At 71.7% G+C, this 16,286-nt stretch carries 14 protein-coding genes; 4 read left to right on the forward strand and 10 right to left on the reverse strand.

Going from position 1 to position 16,286, the window contains the following annotated elements; translation table 11 throughout:
* Positions 1 to 113: 113 nt before the first annotated feature.
* Positions 114 to 1,838: a fatty acyl-AMP ligase gene (locus tag ACFYWX_RS13525; protein ID WP_389424144.1), complete on the reverse strand. Its 1,725-nt coding sequence runs from the start codon at positions 1,836 to 1,838 to the stop codon at positions 114 to 116.
* 358 nt (positions 1,839 to 2,196) lie between these two features.
* Here ACFYWX_RS13525 and ACFYWX_RS13530 point away from each other — a divergent pair, with 358 nt between their 5' ends.
* Positions 2,197 to 3,291, forward strand: coding sequence for a chemotaxis protein (locus ACFYWX_RS13530; protein WP_389424145.1), 1,095 nt, complete (start codon positions 2,197 to 2,199; stop codon positions 3,289 to 3,291).
* Between the two features lie 30 nt (positions 3,292 to 3,321).
* Here ACFYWX_RS13530 and ACFYWX_RS13535 read toward each other — a convergent pair whose 3' ends face one another.
* A complete protein-coding gene (locus ACFYWX_RS13535) occupies positions 3,322 to 3,735 on the reverse strand; it encodes an SsgA family sporulation/cell division regulator (RefSeq protein ID WP_389424146.1) in 414 nt (137 codons plus the stop codon).
* Between the two features lie 344 nt (positions 3,736 to 4,079).
* On the opposite strand from ACFYWX_RS13535, the gene ACFYWX_RS13540 reads away from it, so the two are divergent.
* A complete protein-coding gene (locus ACFYWX_RS13540) occupies positions 4,080 to 5,498 on the forward strand; it encodes a PP2C family protein-serine/threonine phosphatase (protein WP_389424147.1) in 1,419 nt (472 codons plus the stop codon).
* Positions 5,499 to 5,508: 10 nt separating this feature from the next.
* Here ACFYWX_RS13540 and ACFYWX_RS13545 read toward each other — a convergent pair whose 3' ends face one another.
* Entirely contained in the window at positions 5,509 to 7,002 is a 1,494-nt protein-coding gene (locus tag ACFYWX_RS13545; protein ID WP_389424148.1) for a hypothetical protein, read from the reverse strand.
* 243 nt (positions 7,003 to 7,245) lie between these two features.
* Between ACFYWX_RS13545 and ACFYWX_RS13550 the strand changes: the two genes are divergently transcribed.
* Together ACFYWX_RS13550 and ACFYWX_RS13555 are read left to right on the forward strand one after the other, a co-directional pair.
* On the forward strand, positions 7,246 to 8,385 hold the full coding sequence (locus ACFYWX_RS13550) for an aminoglycoside phosphotransferase family protein (protein ID WP_389424149.1): 1,140 nt from the start codon (positions 7,246 to 7,248) through the stop codon (positions 8,383 to 8,385).
* 169 nt (positions 8,386 to 8,554) lie between these two features.
* Positions 8,555 to 10,501: an N-acetylmuramoyl-L-alanine amidase gene (locus ACFYWX_RS13555; RefSeq protein WP_389424150.1), complete on the forward strand. Its 1,947-nt coding sequence runs from the start codon at positions 8,555 to 8,557 to the stop codon at positions 10,499 to 10,501.
* A gap of 16 nt (positions 10,502 to 10,517) precedes the next feature.
* Here ACFYWX_RS13555 and ACFYWX_RS13560 read toward each other — a convergent pair whose 3' ends face one another.
* The 7 genes from ACFYWX_RS13560 to ACFYWX_RS13590 form a co-directional block, all read right to left on the reverse strand.
* Entirely contained in the window at positions 10,518 to 11,015 is a 498-nt protein-coding gene (locus tag ACFYWX_RS13560; RefSeq protein WP_389424151.1) for a hypothetical protein, read from the reverse strand.
* A gap of 69 nt (positions 11,016 to 11,084) precedes the next feature.
* Complete coding sequence (locus ACFYWX_RS13565) at positions 11,085 to 11,684, reverse strand: CGNR zinc finger domain-containing protein (RefSeq protein WP_389424152.1); 600 nt, start codon at positions 11,682 to 11,684, stop codon at positions 11,085 to 11,087.
* A 67-nt stretch (positions 11,685 to 11,751) separates the two neighbouring features.
* Positions 11,752 to 12,654 (reverse strand): universal stress protein, encoded by a 903-nt coding sequence (locus ACFYWX_RS13570; RefSeq protein ID WP_389424153.1) that lies wholly within the window; start codon positions 12,652 to 12,654, stop codon positions 11,752 to 11,754.
* Between the two features lie 131 nt (positions 12,655 to 12,785).
* A complete protein-coding gene (locus ACFYWX_RS13575) occupies positions 12,786 to 13,031 on the reverse strand; it encodes a DUF397 domain-containing protein (protein ID WP_389424154.1) in 246 nt (81 codons plus the stop codon).
* 82 nt (positions 13,032 to 13,113) lie between these two features.
* Entirely contained in the window at positions 13,114 to 14,280 is a 1,167-nt protein-coding gene (locus ACFYWX_RS13580) for a thiolase domain-containing protein (RefSeq protein WP_389424155.1), read from the reverse strand.
* Positions 14,277 to 15,326, reverse strand: coding sequence for a thiolase domain-containing protein (locus tag ACFYWX_RS13585; protein WP_389424156.1), 1,050 nt, complete (start codon positions 15,324 to 15,326; stop codon positions 14,277 to 14,279). The genes ACFYWX_RS13580 and ACFYWX_RS13585 overlap by 4 nt, the downstream gene beginning before the upstream one ends.
* Positions 15,323 to 16,264, reverse strand: a complete 942-nt coding sequence (locus tag ACFYWX_RS13590) for a Zn-ribbon domain-containing OB-fold protein (RefSeq protein ID WP_389424157.1) — start codon at positions 16,262 to 16,264, stop codon at positions 15,323 to 15,325. Before ACFYWX_RS13590 ends, ACFYWX_RS13585 begins: the two co-directional genes overlap by 4 nt.
* Positions 16,265 to 16,286 lie beyond the last annotated feature (22 nt).

Raw genomic sequence — 16,286 nt, forward strand, 5'->3', positions numbered from 1 at the left:
CGCGGGTACGGCGGATTCGGGTCATGTACGGCCGTGGACGACCGACGTGCGACCGGAAAGACGGACGGACGGGTCGCCGTCGGCGCGAACGGGCGCGCCGACGGCGGACGGTGTCATCTCCGGGCGGGTGCGCCGATCAGGGAGAGGGTGCCGTCGAGATACGCCGTCCGGGAGGCGCGGCGCTGGATCTTCCCGCTGGACGTCTTGGGGATGGTGCCGGGGTGGACCAGCACGACGTCCCGCACGGACAGGCCGTGGGCCTCGCCGATCGCGCCGCGGACCAGGTCGGTGATCTTCTCCGACTCGTCGGCCGCCTCAGGGGCGACCTCGGCGACGAGGACGGGCTGTTCGCCCGTGACGCCGCTGTCGACGGAGAACGCGGCGGTGCAGCCGGGCCGCAGCGCCGGGTGGGACATCTCGGCGGACAGCTCGAGGTCCTGCGGGTAGTGGTTGCGTCCGTCGATGACCATCAGGTCCTTCAGACGGCCGGTGACGAACAGCTCGCCGTCGCGCAGGAATCCGAGGTCGCCGGTGCGCAGGAAGCGGCCCTCGTGGCCGGCCAGGGTGGCGCGGAAGGTCTCGCGGGTGGCGAGGGTGTTGCGCCAGTAGCCCTTGGCGACGCTCGCGCCGCCGACCCAGATCTCCCCGACCTCGCCCTCGGGCAGTTCCTCCTGCCGTTCGGGGTCGGCGATCGCGACGGTCACGCCCTCGCCGGGGCGGCCGCAGCCGACCGCGGCCGCGTCCGTCGCGCCGTCGTGCGGTGCGGTGCCGTCGGCGTCGAGGAGGACGGGCGGGGTGTCGACAGTGCCGCCGGTGACCATGAGGGTGGCCTCGGCCAGGCCGTAGCAGGGGTAGAGGGCTTCACGTCGGAATCCGGCCTCGCCGAAGGTCTCGGCGAACCTGCGCAGGGTCGCCGCACGCACCGGTTCGGCGCCGTTGAAGGCGACCTGCCAGCTGCTGAGGTCGAGGCCGTCGAGGAGTTCGGGCGTGGCGTGCTTCAGGCACAGCTCGTACGCGAAGTTGGGGGCACCGCTGGTGTGCGGGCGGTAGCGGCTGACGGCGGTGAGCCAGCGGTCGGGTCGCTGGAGGAAGTGCAGCGGCGAGAAGAGCGTGCTGGTCGCGCCGAGGTAGACGGTGTTGAGGACCGGTCCGATGAGGCCCATGTCGTGGTAGACGGGCAGCCAGCTGACGAAGAGTTCGTGGTCGTGCCGCGCGATCGCGTCCGGGGTGTGGCCCATCCGCTCGGCGATGACCCGTTCGTTGTCCACGAGGTTGCCGTGGGTGACCATCACGCCGCGCGGGGCGGAGGTGGAGCCGGAGGTGTACTGGAGGAAGGCGACCGAGTCGGCGGTGAGGTCGGGCTCGCGCCAGGCGTCGGCCGCGTCGTCGGGTATGTCCTCGGTCGCGACGCAGGTGATCTCGGCGAGTTCGGGCAGGTGTTCCGCCATGGTGCGCAGGGCGGTGATCACCTCGCGCCCGCCGAGGATCACCTTGGCGTCCGCGTCGGCGATCAGGCGCTTCATCCGGGTCAGGGCGCGGTGGTTCTGCGAGCGGCCCTGCGGGGGCACGCCGGGTACGGCGACCACGCCGGCGGAGAGGCAGCCCAGGTAGTCGCAGATGAACTCCAGGCCGGGCGGGTGGAGCAGCATGGCGCGGGAACCGGCCAGTCCGTGCTCCTGGAACCAGGCGGCGACGGCCCGGGAGCGGCGGGCCAGGCGCCCGTACGTGATCTCCTGGACCTCTTCGTCGCTGTCACCGGTGACGAGGTAGCGGTAGGCGGTCCGGTCGGGCTGTTGCGAGGCGTGCGTGGTCAGTAAGTCGACCAGGGAATGAGCCATCTGACGAGTCTCACCTGTCTGGATCGTGAGCGAGGAAACTGGAGTTCGAGAGCCACGTGCTGCGACGCTGCAGAATCCGCGGCCGATCCGGCGCCCTTGCCGGATCATCCGTCTCGACGACCCATTCATGAAACGCGGCGATGATCACCGGCTTCACGCGTCCCCCCGTTCGGCGTGCTGCCAATGAGTAAAACCATAGCAAGACAATCCGCACGGCAGGTCGAACATATGTAAACCCCGCGTGTCGAAGGAAGTTAAAGCCCCTGGCGAGCGCGGGCGATCTGACGCACGACCGTCCGCATACGTTTGAAGCTTGCACCGCATGCCCTTGGAGCGATTCGGTCATATCGTGCTGTATATGGAGCACGCACTCAGCCCCGCGACACTCACCGAGCTGCGCCGCCGGCGCGCCTATCCCGCGGTGTCGGTGCTGACGCCGACCCACCGCCGCGGTCCCGACACCGCCCAGGATCCGGTCCGGCTGCGCAATGTGGTGGCCGAGGCCAAGAAACAGCTGGAGGCCGACCCCGGGGTCACCCGGGAGCGGCGGGCCGACGTCGCCCGGCAGCTGGACCGGGCGCTCACCGAGGTCGACCTCACGCACGTCGAGGACGGTCTGGTGATCTTCGCCGCTCCGGGCGAGCACCAGGTGTGGTCCCTCGCGCGTTCCGTACCCGAACGCGTCGTGCTCTCGGACACCTTCCTGACGCGCAACCTGGTCTCCGCGCAGGCCGCCGAGCGGCCCTTCTGGGTACTGTCGGTCTCCGCCGACCGCCTCACGCTGTGGAGCGGCGGAGTCGACCGCGTCACCGAGGACCACTCCGGCGGGTTCCCGCTGGCCAGGAGCCGCGAGAACTTCGACGCCGAGCGCCAGGAGCGGATCGGCGACATGCCGAGCACCTTCCGCGACGAGGACACCCGTCACTTCCTGCGTGACGCGGACACGGCCATGAGCCGCATCCTGCGCGACGACCCGCGGCCGCTGTACGTCACCGGCGAGCACGCGGCGCTGTCCCTGCTCGACGAGATCGGCACCGTCACCAAGGACGCGGTCCATGTCCAGCACGGCGGCCTCACCCACGGCCCCGCCGACGCCGTATGGCAGGCGATCCGTCCCCGGCACGACGCGGAGGCCCGCAGAGACACCGCGTCCGTGGCGCGGGTCCTGGAGTCGGCCCGGGGCCACCGGGCGTTCGCGGCCGGGGTGGACGAGGTCTGGCGCAGCGCTCAGGAGGGCCGGGTGCGCCTGCTCGCCGTCGAGGAGAACTACCGCGTCACGGTGCGCGACGACGGCGACCACCTCGTCCCGGCGGAGAGCGGCGACCTCGACGCCCGCGAGGACATCGTGGACGAGATCGTCGAGCAGTGCCTGGACAAGGGCGCACAGGTGCGCTTCGTCCCGGACGGCGCACTCGGCGAGGCACACGGGGTAGCGGGGGTGCTGCGCTACTGAACGGCGCGTTCCACCCACCCCGCCGAAGGCTCAGACGCCGTCGAACAGGCTGCTCAGGCCGCGCTCGACGGCCAGGCCGACCTCCTCCTGGCCGACCGCCACGACGGCGTGGCTTCGCAGCAGGAAGCGGCGCAGGTCGGGCGTGTCGAACTCGACCAGGGCCAGCCCGTACGGCGAGTGGAACTCCATGATCGTACGGGTCTGCCCGCACGGCCGGACCCGTACGTCTCCGCTGCCGGCCGGAGCGCCCAGCCCCTCTTCCAGGAGGGCTCGGGCGAAGGTCCAGGTGACGGCGGTGCCGTCGAGGGAGGCCGTGGGCGGGAAGTCGACGTGCACGGCCAGGGGGTCGGCGGAGCTGTAGCGGAAGGCGGCGGGCACGGGGAGCTCCTGCTCCTCCGCCGTGATCAGGCGGCCGCGGACGGACTGCGCGAGGGTGGTCTCCATCGTCATGTTCTTACGACCGCGCAGGGGCCCTTCGCGTACACGCGGCGGGTAAAGATTCAGCCCGGAATCTCACCCCCGAACACGCGACCGTCGAACACCCGGATGAGCGTCGACCGAAGCACTCCGAAAAGCCGTCAAGTGGCGTACTCTGTCTACGACTTGCCCACTCGGCGACGTACTCCAAAGACACCGCACAACCACCCCGTGAAGACTGTGGCATATGCCAGAAGCACCACCGTATCGTGTGTTGCCAAATCCCTTACACGGCGTCGCGGGCTGTGCAACAGTCGTAACGGTCCTTCCGTCACAGTCCTGGCCGTACCGTCCCCGCATCGGAGTGCGTCATGCCGTCCCATCTGTCTGCGGACCGCCCAGCCGCCCAGCCGCCAGGACGCGGCTCGGTCGAAGCGCTGATTTCGCAGACGCGACGGCTCAAGGGCGACGTGGACGCCGTACGACGGGACGCACAGGGCGACGGATCGGACCCGCAGGGACGCTGGCAGCGCGCGCTGTACGACCTGGCGCTGCACCAACTCAGCGACCTCGACGAGCACTTGGCTCAACTGAAGGACGGACCGGCCCCGGCGGCGCACGAGGCGCCGGCCCTCACGCGTGCCGTACCGGACGCGCCCGCTGAGGACTCGCTGCTCAGCCGGGTCGGCAGCGCGGAGTGGAACCTGCTGACGGACGGGGCCAGTTGGTCCGGGGAGCTGTACCGGATCCTCGGCCGTGACCCGGCCGCTCCCCCGCTCACCCTCGACGAGCTGCCCTCCGTCGTCCTCGACGAGGACCGTCCCCGACTGACCGCGATGGTCACCGACTGTCTCGTCGACGCCAAGCCGATCGACGGGGAGTTCCGGATCGTGCGCCCGGACGGCGAGGTGCGGACGGTGCACATGATGGGCGAACCGGTGCTCGACACCGACGGCAGCACCGCCGCGATGTGGGCCGTGCTGCGGGACGTGAGCGAGCTGCGCCGAAGCCAGCGGACGGTGAGTGAGACCCGTGACTCGCTCCAGCGCCACCGGCACCGCGCGCAGACGGAGCACCGGCTCGCGGTCGAGTTGCAGGAAGCCGTGCTGCCGCCGTGGCGGGGCTCCCTGCGACTCCCGCACCAGGGCCCCGAGGCACTGGACCTGGCCGGCCGCTATCTGCCGGCCTCGACGAGCGCGCTGATCGGCGGCGACTGGTACGACGCGCTCGAGCTGTCCGACGGCGAGACGCTGCTCACCGTCGGCGGGCTCACCGGGCACGGCCCCGCCGTCACGTCGAACATGGCGATGCTGCTGGGCGCCCTGCGCGGCATGGCGATGGCGGGCACCCGGCCGGGGCAACTCATGACCCTGCTCAACCAGTTATTGGACGCCACCGTCCAGCCGGCCCTCGGCAGCGCCGTCTGCTGCCGCTACCGGCCACAGACCCGCACCCTGGTGTGGGCGCAGGCCGGACACCCCGTCCCGCTGCTGTACCGCGACGGAACGGGGCGCAGGCTGAGCGCACCCGACGGCGTCCTGCTCGGTGCCACCTCGTCAGCCGCCTACGGGCAGGCCGAGGAGATGCTGGAAGCAGGCGACCTGCTCCTGCTGCACACCGAGGGGCTGGCGCCCGGCCCAGCAGCAGCCGAGGACCGCCTCCTCGACCTGGCCCCGCGTTTCACCGAGGCACGCACCGCACAGGACTGCCTGCGGATGGTCGTGGAGGAGTTCGGCGACACCGAACGCGAGGACGACGCCTGTGTGCTGGTCGCCAGGGTGACTTCATAGAACCTTGCGGCTACACCGGTGCGCTGCCCCCCTTGGCGTTGCGGGCCTTGGGCAGCGCCAGCCTGATCTCCTCCCGCAGCTCCTGGATGCTCGGGTACCCGGAGTACTCCGCGGTGAGCCGGTACATCTGGCGCAGCCGGTCCCAGGTGCGTCGGGAGGAGTTCTGCCCCATCGACATCAGGGCGAGGCGTGCGAACCGATCCGCCTGTTCGGGATCGTCGGCGATGAAGCAGGCGGAGGCCATGGACAGGAAGTCGAAGATCTTCGACCGCTCCTGTGCGTCGGCCCGCAGGGCCAGCGCCTTGTCCGCGTAGTGCTGGGCGTGCACGGCCGCGCCCGGCTCGAACTCCGCGAGCGTGCGATAGGCGAGAGCCTGCATGCCGTACAGGTCTGCTTCGTTGAACAACTGCATCCAACTGGGCGGCGGCACGTCGCTCTTGTCGGAGACGAAGAGGTCCTCGGCCTGTCCGAGGGTGCGGCGCATCGCCTGGCCCTTGCCCATCGACGCCTGTGCCCAGGCCTCGATGGTGTGGAACATCGCCCTGGTGCGCGGCAGTACCTGCTCACCGGAGCCGGACTGAGCGAGCTTCATCAGGTCCAGCGCGTCGTCGGGCCGGCCGAGGTGCACCATCTGACGGGCCGCCCGGGACAGGGCCTCCCCGGCGCGGGGCCGGTCGCCGCCCTCTCTGGCGGCATGGGCGGCGATGACGAAGTACTTCTGGGCCGTGGGTTCCAGGCCGACGTCGTGCGACATCCAGCCCGCGAGGACGGCGAGGTTGGCGGCGACGCCCCACAGGCGCCGCTGGAGATGGGGTGGGTGATGGTAGGCGAGCATGCCGCCCACCTCGTTGAGCTGTCCCACGACGGCCTTGCGCTGCAGCCCGCCGCCGCGGGCCGCGTCCCAGGCTCGGAACACCTCGACCGAGCGTTCGAGTTCGTCGACCTCCTCGGTCCCGATGGGGGCAGCCTCGTAGCGGTCGAACCCGGCCGGTTCGGCGTTGAGGGGGTGGTCGATGACGGGAGCGTCGGCAGAAAGAGTCGGATCGGTGTGCAGCCAGTCGTGCATGGCGCTGCTGAGTGCGGATCCCGCGGCGAGCGCGGCGCCCGCGCCCACCAAGCCGCGTCGGTTGAGCATGAGGTCCATTCCCGTGAATTCGGTGAGGACCGCGGCAGTCCGTTCGGGCGCCCACGGCACACCGTCGGGATGCTCGTCGCTCCCGCCGCCCTGCCGATTTCCCGCACGCCCGTGCCGGACCAGACCGAGGTCCTCGATGGTCACGACACGGCCGAGACGCTCCGTGAACAGAGCCGCCAGCACCCGCGGTACGGGATCGCGCGGGATCTCTCCCGTGTCGATCCACCGCCGCACCCGGGAGGTGTCGGTCGCCAGCTGGGGGTGGCCCATGGCCGCCGCCTGCCGGTTGACCAGCCTCGCGAGTTCGCCCTTGGACCAGCCGGCCAGGCCGAACAGGTCCGAGAGCCGGGTGTTGGGTTGTCCGCTCACGTAAGCCCCCAGGTTCTCGGCTGAGTTGACAGTAGCCCGGTGCGAGTTGCCGGGCGACTATTCGCCAGGGTTCGCCAGGGTTCGCCAGATGGTGTGCCACTGGGCATCGGGTGTCAGGTAGGAACGCGCCACCCCGACCCGGTCGCCTTCTTGAAACATCGGATGCATTCCCCAGGGTGCACCCGGGCGGCCGGGCCGGGCAGCGCATGAAATCGCAGGCACACGAAGGGATCTGTTTCCCCCATGTACGCAGCATCGTCCTCCGTGTCCGCCCCGCCCCGGCCGCTGCGCCCCCGCCCGGCGGGCAGCGGCCCCTACCTCGACCCCGCCCGCCCGGCGACCCCCGTGCTCGGTGCGGGACGGGCCCGGCGGCCCGCGGGGGTCGGCACACAACCGCTCAGCGGGAGACTCGACCTGTCCGGCCCCCAGGGCGCCCAGCTGCGTACGGCGATCGCGTCGGTGCACCGGATCTGCCCGGAGTTCGCCCCGGTCCAGGTGCTGCGCCGCAGCGGACGCTCCGTACTCCTGGTCGGCACGACAGGGCGCACCACGGCAGTGGCGAAGTGCTTACTGGACCACTCCCCCGCATGGTCCGAGCGGATCCGCCACGAGATAGCGGCATACCGCACGTTCGTCCGGCACCGCCCCCCGGTGCGCGTGCCGAGACTGATCGCGGCGGACCCGGACAACTGCACACTGGTCATCGAGCGGATGCCGGGGCGCGTGGCCGCGCTGCACCGGCACCCTGCGGAGGCCCCGCCGCGCGCCGACCTCCGTGCTGCGCTCGGCGCGATCTGCCGGCTCAACGCCTGGCGGCCGCCGGCAGGCACCTTCGACGCCCCGCTGGACTACGCGGCCCGCATCGCCCGCTTCCACGAGCTGGGGCTGCTGACCGACCGGGACATGGGCGACCTCCAGAAGCTGCTGCACAGCATCGCGCAGACCGCGGGCCGGCAGGGCATGGGCCAGTTCTGCCACGGCGACGCTCTGTTGTCGAACATCCTTCTGTCACCGGCCGGTCCAGTGCTGGTGGACTGGGAGCACGCGGGCTGGTATCTGCCGGGCTACGACCTCGCCACGCTGTGGTCGGTGCTCGGTGACGCCCCCGTGGCGCGGCGGCAGATCAGCCAGATCGCCCAGTCGGCGGGGCCCGCGTCCCGTGACGCCTTCCTGGTCAACCTGATGCTCGTGCTGACCCGGGAGATCCGTACGTACGAGACGGCCGTGCAGCGTTCGATGCACGACGCGACCCCGACGGTACCTGGAGTGGCCCACCCGGGTGCCGCGCCGTCCGGCGAGGAACAGCGGCTGCTGCTGAGGCGGCTGCACGACGACTGTCAACTGGCCCGGCGGGCCGTGCGTGCGGCGGTCGGCACTCGCTGAAGGGGACGGTGGCCCGTGGTGCGCCTGTGCGGCGCACCACGGGCTTTCGTGTGTCCATCAGAGGAAAAGCCCTGTCTCTGGGCATCATTGACGGATCGTCGGCCGACCGGTACCACTGACGCACCGCTCGGTCCCGCACCCCCACGCTCGATCGGCCCTGGAGGCTGAAATGCGAGGATCCGTCACCCACCCCAGACGTAAGCGAAGGACCGCCCAAGCCGTGGCGTCCGCGGCCCTGCTGCTGCCCCTGCTCGGCGCGGCGCCGGCAGACGGCGCGCCCGAGCCCTCCGGCGACCGGCTGCAGCGGGCGTTCGCCGCGGCGGCCGCCGAGTACCACGTCCCGCAGAGCGTGCTCCTCGCCGTCTCCTACCTCCAGTCCCGCTGGGAGGCACACGGCGGCGCGCCGAGCGTGACCGGCGGTTACGGCCCGATGCACCTCACCGACGCCCGCACGGCGCTGGCCACGGCACCGCACCACAGCGAGGGCGCGGAGGACGCCCGCGGTGATCAGGCCCGTCCCCCGCTGCGCCCCGAAGGGAAGGTGCCGGAGTACACCGCGCTGCCCGCCCGTCTGAAGACGCTGACGAAAGCGGCCGAGCTGACCGGTGTCCCGGCCGACGAGCTGCGCACCGACGAGGCCGCCAACATCGCCGGCGGCGCCGCCCTGCTGGCCGCCGCCCAGAAGGAGCTGGGCGAGCCGCTGAGCGCGGACCCGGCGCACTGGTACGGAGCGGTGGCCCGCTTCTCCGGCGCGGACGACCGCGCGACGGCCGCCGCGTACGCGAACGACGTGTACGACGTTCTGCGCACCGGTGAGGCACGCACCACGGACGGCGGGCAACGCGTCGCCCTGGCCGCCCGCCCCGGCCTCGATCCCGATACCGCCCAGCTGGGGCGGACGGGTCTGCGCGCGGCCTCCGCCGACGGCACCGAGTGCCCCTCGACCGTCTCCTGCGAGTGGATCCCTGCTCCCTACGAGGAGTTCGGCGACAACGACTACGGCAACCACGACCTGGGAGACCGGCCGAGGGCGCAGAGCATCAAGTACATCGTCGTCCATGACACCGAGGGCGGCTGGGAGGGGGTCCTGGACCTGGTCCAGGACCCGACCTATGTGTCGTGGCAGTACACACTGCGCTCCACCGACGGCCACATCGCCCAGCACGTGAAGGCCAAGGACGTGGCCTGGCACGCGGGCAACTGGTACGTGAACGCCAAATCGATCGGTCTGGAGCACGAGGGCTTCCTGGCGAATCCGGACGCCTGGTACACGGAGGCGATGTACCGGTCCTCGGCGCGCCTGGTGAGGTACCTCGCCGCGAAGTACGGCATCCCGCTGGACCGGCAGCACATCCTGGGCCATGACACGGTGCCGGGGCCGACCGCCGCGACGGTGCCCGGCATGCACACCGACCCCGGCCCGTACTGGGACTGGCGGCACTATTTCGAGCTGCTGGGCCACCCCTTGGAGTGGACCAAGGTCAAGGGCGGCGGTCTGGTGACGGTCCTGCCGGACTACGCCGTCAACCGGCCCGAGTACAGGGGTTGCGTCGCCAAGGGCGAGCCGTGCGCGCCGCACGGCTCCAGCGAGGTGCGGCTGTACACGGACCACGACGAGAACTCCGCCCTGATCAAGGACATCGGCCTGGGCACGGACCCGACCACGGGCGTGAACGACCTCTCCTCGCGGGTCTCCACGGGCCAGCGGTACGCCGTCGCCGACCGGTGGGGCGACTGGACGGCGATCTGGTACCTGGGACAGAAGGCCTGGTTCAGGAACCCGAAGCAGCAGCCGACCGCCGTCGCGTCGGCGGGCTTCGTCGTCACGCCGAAGGCCGGCCTCGACAGCGTCCCCGTGTACGGGCGTGCCTACCCGGAGGCTGCGGCCTACCCGGCGGGAGTGCCCGCCCAGCCCGTGTCACCGCTGCCGTACACCCTGCCGAAGGGGCAGAAGTACGTGGTCGGCGACAAGGTGCCGGGCGAGTACTACTACGCGGTCACCTTCACCACGGACTCGCACCGGGTCGTGGTCGGCAAGGACCTGTACTACGAGATCCAGTTCGGTCACCGGGTGGCGTTCGTACGGGCCGCGGACGTGCGGCTGTCGATCTCCTGAGCCGGTCGGCAACCGGTCAGCCCTGCTGGAACAGCTCCGCGGGCAGCGGCTTCAGCAGGGCGTACAGGTCGTCGGTGATGGGGCGGTCCCAGGCGGCGATGGTGACGAGGACGTTGTCGCTGCGGTCGAACTGGACGCAGGAGATACGGCCCTCGGAGAGCTTGAGGCGGCGCACGATCAGGAGGTTGTCGCCCTGCATCACCGGCACGTCCTCGCCGCCGACGACGGTCACCTCCTCGTCGTTCTCCAGCGCCAGCAGCAGTTGGGCGACCTCGAAGGGGACCTCTCCCTCGTCGACCTCGCGCGCCGGGGAGCCCTCGGGAAGGTTGCCGATGATCATCGCGGGGCCGCGGCCGCCGAACAGGTCGTAACGCAGGAACACGCCCTGGCAGGTGCCGTCGGGCGCGGGCAGCAGACCGGCGCCGAGGTTGCCGGGCCAGTCGCCCGGGTCCATGGCCAGTACGTCGAAGTCAGGCCCGGCGGGCGTTGCGCTACGGCGGCGGAGGAACGACATGCCGCCATGGTACGTGCCCGGAGGTCGTCGGCGTCGTGCGGGCGCCCACTCTTCGAGCACTCCGCGGGGCTACGCGGCCCTCTTGTGCCGTTCATGGTGACGGGCGACGCGGGCACGGTTGCCGCAGGAGGGTTTGCACCACTCCTGGCGTGGGTGTTCCTTGAGGAAGTACCGCACGCAGCGCGGTGCGTGGCAGGCGCGCAGTCGCTGTCGGTCGGGGCCGGCGAGGAAGGCGATGGCGGCCTGCGCGAGCACCGCGGTGAGCTCCCCGGGGCCCTGCGCGGCCTGCCGGTGTTCCTCGGGTTCGGCGCCGTCGCTCCAGTGCAGGACGGGGACGGTGGGGGTGCGGGCGGCCGCCGCGTTGAGGCGTTCGACGGCCTGGTGCACGGGCATGAGCCGGGCGGCGTCGGCGGGGCTCGGCTCGTCGGGGCGCACGGCGTGGGCGAAGAGGGCGCGGACGGCGGCGCGCACGTCACGGACGGCGGCGAGGGCCGTGTCCTCGGCGACGAATCCGGCGGGGTCCGCCACGGTGTCGGGGTGCGCGTGGACCCAGGCGGTCAGTCCCGCCGGCCCCACCAGGTCGTCGGCGACGCCACCGTGGCCGTCGTGCCGGATGGTGAGGGCGAGGTCGAGGGCGAGGCGGGCGTCCCTGCTGAGCGAGTCCTGCATGCAGCTAATGATAGACAGGCGGCCGGCCATTAGTCGCCGGGTAGCCCTTGGGCATTCCGCCAGTTCCTCATTCCTCCCCTGGTGACGGCGGCACCACCGCCACCGGGCTCGCCGCGTGCAGCAGTACGGCGTTGGTGACTGAGCCCAGCATGCGGGCGGGGGCCAGGAGGCGTCGGCGGTGGCGGCCCACGACGACCAGCTCGGCGTCCTTGGAAGCGGCGACGAGGTGACCGGCCGCGTCGCCGGGGGCCGGGAACGGTTCGGCCAGGACGTCGGGGTACCGCTCGCGGTAGGGGGCGAGGAAGCCCTCGGCGAGGGCTAGCGTCTCGCCCTCGACGGCGTCCTGGTCGATCATCGGCGGGACGACGTCCTCGGGCGCCGCCCAGGTCTGTACGGGCCAGGGGTAGGCGGCGACGACCTGGAGGCGGGCGTCGCGCAGCGCGGCCTCGGCGAAGCCGAAGTCGAGCGTGGCGTCGTCGGGGCCGTCCACCTTCAGGCCCACGACCACCCGGGGCCCGGGCTCCGTCTCCGGCGCCGCCTCGACCTTCCGCCCGGGCCGGGGCACCACCACGACCGGGCACTCGGCGTCCCGCGCGGCCGCCAGGCCGTTGGAGCCGAGCAGCAGGCTGGCGAAACCGCCGCGGCCCCGGGAGCCGAGCACCAGGAGCTGGGCGGCCTGTCCCTGTTCCGCCAGGACCGTGCCGATGGCGCCGTCGAGGCCGACGTACTCCGTCGTGGGCAGGCCGGAAGGGCCCTCGAGGTGGGTGCGTGCCGCGGCGAGCACCCAGTCGGCCTCCGGGTCCGGCGGTACGACGACGGGGGCGCCGGGCTGGGTCCAGGCGTGGTACTGCCGTACGTGGACCACCCGGAGTGGCGCCGCGCGCCTGCGGGCGGTGTCGACGGCCCAGTCCAGGGCCCGCAGGCTGTCCCGCGAACCGTCGACCGCCACGACGACCGGCAGGGTGCTCATGGTTCCTCACCTTCCGAAGACGACCTTCCTCCTGTGGGGGCCAGCCTCGCTCAGGTGGCGGCCCCGGGAGGGCGCACAAGGGCGCGTGTCCGGAAAATCAGGCGCAATACCGGGCGCTCAGGGTCGGGGCACTAGGTCAGGTCGAACTCCCCCTCTCGCGCCCCCGACACGAACGCGCCCCACTCCGCGGGGGTGAAGATCAGGGTAGGGCTCTGGGGCCGGCCGCTGTTGCGCATCGCGATGAACCCCTCGACGAACGCGATCTGGACATCCCCCCTGCCTCGGCTGCTGGACTGCCACTCGGCGTTGCTGAGATCCAGCTCCGGCTTGTCCCAGCCCGCGAGCGGCTGCTGCTGGATGGTGGTGCTCTCGGCCACGTCCGTGCTCCTCCCGTTTCGTCGTCCGCGGCCAGCCTAGCGATCGACCCCTGCCCTCAACAGGCCACGCGAGAGGGACCTTTCAGGAGGTGGGGGGTTCGGAGCCCACGAGCCACATGGAGAAGAACTGCGATCCGCCGCCGTAGGCGTGCCCAAGTACCCGCCTGGCGCCGTCCACCTGATGCTCTCCGGCCTGTCCGCGCACCTGGAGAGCCGCCTCCGCGAACCGGATCATGCCGGAGGCTCCGATGGGGTTGGTCGACAGGACGCCCCCCGACATGTTCACGGGCAGGTCCCCGTCCAGCTCGGTCACCCCGGCCTCGGTGAGTTTCCAGCCCTCGCCCTCGTCGGCGAAGCCGAGGTTCTCCAGCCACATGGGCTCGTACCAGGAGAACGGCACGTACATCTCGACGGCGTCGATGTCCCGGCGCGGGTCGGCGACCCCCGCCTGCCGGTACACGTCGGCGGCGCAGTCCTTGCCGGCCCGGGGCGAGACGAAGTCCTTGCCGGCGAAGAGGGTCGGCTCGCTGCGCATGGCCCCGCCGAGCATCCAGGCCGGCGGACGGGGCGCGCGGGCGGCTCCGGCGCGGTCGGTGAGGACCATCGCGCAGGCGCCGTCGGAGGAGGGGCAGGTCTCTGAGTAGCGGATGGGGTCCCAGAGCATGGGCGAGGCCTGGACCTTCTCCAGGGTGATGTCGTGCTCGTGCAGATGGGCGTAGGGGTTCTTCAGGGCGTTGCGCCGGTCCTTGTACGCGACCAGCGAGCCGACCGAGTCGGGGGCGCCACTGCGCCGCATGTAGGCGCGCACGTGCGGGGCGAAGAAGCCGCCCGCGCCGGCCAGCAGCGGCTGCTGGAAGGGGATCGGCAGGGACAGGCCCCACATGGCGTTGGATTCGGACTGTTTTTCGAAGGCCAACGTCAGTACGGTGCCGTGGACGCGGGCGGCGATCAGGTTGGCGGCGACCAGTGCCGTCGACCCGCCGACGGAGCCGGCCGTGTGCACGCGCAGCATCGGCTTGCCCACGGCGCCGAGCGCGTCGGCGAGGTAGAGCTCGGGCATCATGACGCCCTCGAAGAAGTCGGGCGCCTTGCCGATCACGACGGCGTCGATGTCGGCCCAGGTCAACTCGGCGTCACCGAGCGCCTGTTGGGCGGCCTCGCGGACCAGTCCGGCGATGGACACGTCCCTGCGGGCCGCCACGTGCTTGGTCTGGCCGATGCCGACGACGGCCACGGGCTCCTTGCTCATCGCGGATCCCCTTCGAGTACGGCGACCAGGTTCTGTTGCAGGCACGGGCCCGAGGTGGCGTGGGCGAGGGCGCGGTCGGACTCGCCCCGGTGGATGCGGGCGGCGGCCTCGCCGATGCGGGCGAGTCCGGCGGCCATCATCGGGTTGGCGGCGAGGGCACCGCCGGAGGGGTTGATCCGCACGGTGTCGTCGAGCTTCAGCGCCTTGCGCAGGACGACCTCCTGGGCGGTGAACGGCGCGTGCAACTCAGCCGTGTCGACGGGCCGTTCGAAGGCACCGGCCCGCTCGGCGGCCAGGCGGGCGGACGGCGAGTCGGTGAGGTCGCGGACACCGAGCCCGTGGGCCTCGATGCGGTGGTCGATGCCCCGGATCCAGGCGGGCCGCTCGCACAGCTCACGCGCCCTGTCCCCCGCCGCGAGGATCACGGCGGCGGCCCCGTCACCGATCGGCGGGCAGTCGCCGGTGCGCAGCGGCCGTACAACGTACTCCCCCTGCGGGACCGGCCCGCTCAGCTGGGCCCGGGGGTTGGCGGTCGCGGCCTCGCGGCTGCGGGCCGCCACGGCGGCCAGCGCGGGTTCGTCCGTGTCGCCCGCGTCGATCAGCGCCTGCGCCTGGAGGGCGGCGAGGGCGACGGAGTCGGGCCACAGGGGGGCGACGTAGTAGGGGTCGAGCTGCCGGGTGAGCACGTCCCGCACGGAGCCGGGCGAGGACTTGCCGTAGGAGTACACCAGCGCGGTGTCGGCGTCCCCCGTCAGCAGTTTCGTCCACGCCTCGTACAGCGCCCACGCGCCGTCCATCTCGACGTGCGACTCGGAGATGGGCGGCCAGGCGCCGACCCCGTCGAGGGCGAGGGTGAAGGAGAAGGCACGGCCGGCGAGGTAGTCGCAGGAGCCGGAGCAGGTGAAGCCGATGCCGGCGGCCTTGAGGCCGGTCTGTGCCAGGACGTCGTGCAGGACCGGCATGAGCATCTCCACCTCGGACATCTCCTCGGTGGTGCGCAGGGTGCCGGACTGCGCGAAGGCCACGACGGCGATCTCTCGGGTCACAGCAGCTCCTTGTACGTCTCGTAGTCCGCGTCGGGTTCACCGGTCGGCCGGTAGTGGTCCGGGTAGCGGCCGCCCTCGCTCCACACGGGCTCGACCCGCAGGCCCATCCGCACCTGGTCGTACGGGATGCCCCCGATCCGGCCGTGCAGCGCCAGGTCGGCCCCGTCGAGGGCTATGTGGGCGTAGACGTAGGGGACTTCGATGTCGAGGTTCTTCGCCTTGATGTTGACGATGCAGAACGTGGTGACGGTGCCGCTCGGACCCACTTCCACCTGTTCCGAGGTGGCGACGCCACAGGTGGGGCACGCGCCTCTCGGCGGCACGTACACCTTGCGGCAGGACGGGCAGCGTTCGCCGACGGTGCGCCGGCCGGAGAGGGCGTTGATGTAGGCGGTCTGGGCGCGGCCGGGCGAGTAGGTGTAGTCGAGGCGGGCGGGGGCGACGATGCCGGTGACCGGGTCCGCGAACTCGCCGTTGTGGCCGGCCGGTTCGTCCGGGTCGCCGTCGTACGGCTCGAAGCAGGCGATGTCGGTGATGGCGCCGGTGGGTTCCTCGGCCCAGCGGATCCGGACGCGCATCCCGGCGTGGACGGTGTCGGGGCCGGGGGCGTCGAGGGCGTGCAGGAGGGCGGTGTCGGCGCCGTCGAGGCGGACCAGGACCCAGGCGAAGGGTGTGTCGAGGGGCTGGCCGCGGCGGGGGGCGTGGTTCCAGGCCCAGGTGGTGACGGTGCCGGTGGGGGCGACCTCGACGAGGTCGCCGAGTTCCTCGGCGGTGACGGGGTCGTACTCGACGGGCGGGACGAGGACGCGGTCGTCGGTGGTCCGCACGCCGAGGACGACGCGCTCGCGCAGGCCGGTCAGGAACGCGCTCTGGACGGGACCGACGGAACGGGTGAAGGGGAACTCGACGACGAGGGGGGCTTTGAGAACTTGGGGCATCGGGTGCTTGCCTCCTTTGGAG

The sequence above is a fragment of the Streptomyces sp. NPDC002888 genome, assembly GCF_042888465.1.
GTDB lineage: Bacteria > Actinomycetota > Actinomycetes > Streptomycetales > Streptomycetaceae > Streptomyces.

Excerpts from the sequence above, each read along its gene's own strand:
- ACFYWX_RS13530 (WP_389424145.1), top strand. The coding sequence starts at position 2,197 with ATGGAGCACGCACTCAGCCCCGCGACACTCACCGAGCTGCGCCGCCGG.
- ACFYWX_RS13535 (WP_389424146.1), bottom strand. The coding sequence starts at position 3,735 with ATGGAGACCACCCTCGCGCAGTCCGTCCGCGGCCGCCTGATCACGGCG.
- ACFYWX_RS13560 (WP_389424151.1), bottom strand. The coding sequence starts at position 11,015 with ATGTCGTTCCTCCGCCGCCGTAGCGCAACGCCCGCCGGGCCTGACTTC.
- ACFYWX_RS13590 (WP_389424157.1), bottom strand. The coding sequence starts at position 16,264 with ATGCCCCAAGTTCTCAAAGCCCCCCTCGTCGTCGAGTTCCCCTTCACC.
- ACFYWX_RS13525 (WP_389424144.1), bottom strand. The coding sequence starts at position 1,838 with ATGGCTCATTCCCTGGTCGACTTACTGACCACGCACGCCTCGCAACAG.
- ACFYWX_RS13580 (WP_389424155.1), bottom strand. The coding sequence starts at position 14,280 with ATGAGCAAGGAGCCCGTGGCCGTCGTCGGCATCGGCCAGACCAAGCAC.
- ACFYWX_RS13550 (WP_389424149.1), top strand. The coding sequence starts at position 7,246 with ATGTACGCAGCATCGTCCTCCGTGTCCGCCCCGCCCCGGCCGCTGCGC.
- ACFYWX_RS13540 (WP_389424147.1), top strand. The coding sequence starts at position 4,080 with ATGCCGTCCCATCTGTCTGCGGACCGCCCAGCCGCCCAGCCGCCAGGA.
- ACFYWX_RS13555 (WP_389424150.1), top strand. The coding sequence starts at position 8,555 with ATGCGAGGATCCGTCACCCACCCCAGACGTAAGCGAAGGACCGCCCAA.
- ACFYWX_RS13570 (WP_389424153.1), bottom strand. The coding sequence starts at position 12,654 with ATGAGCACCCTGCCGGTCGTCGTGGCGGTCGACGGTTCGCGGGACAGC.
- ACFYWX_RS13565 (WP_389424152.1), bottom strand. The coding sequence starts at position 11,684 with ATGCAGGACTCGCTCAGCAGGGACGCCCGCCTCGCCCTCGACCTCGCC.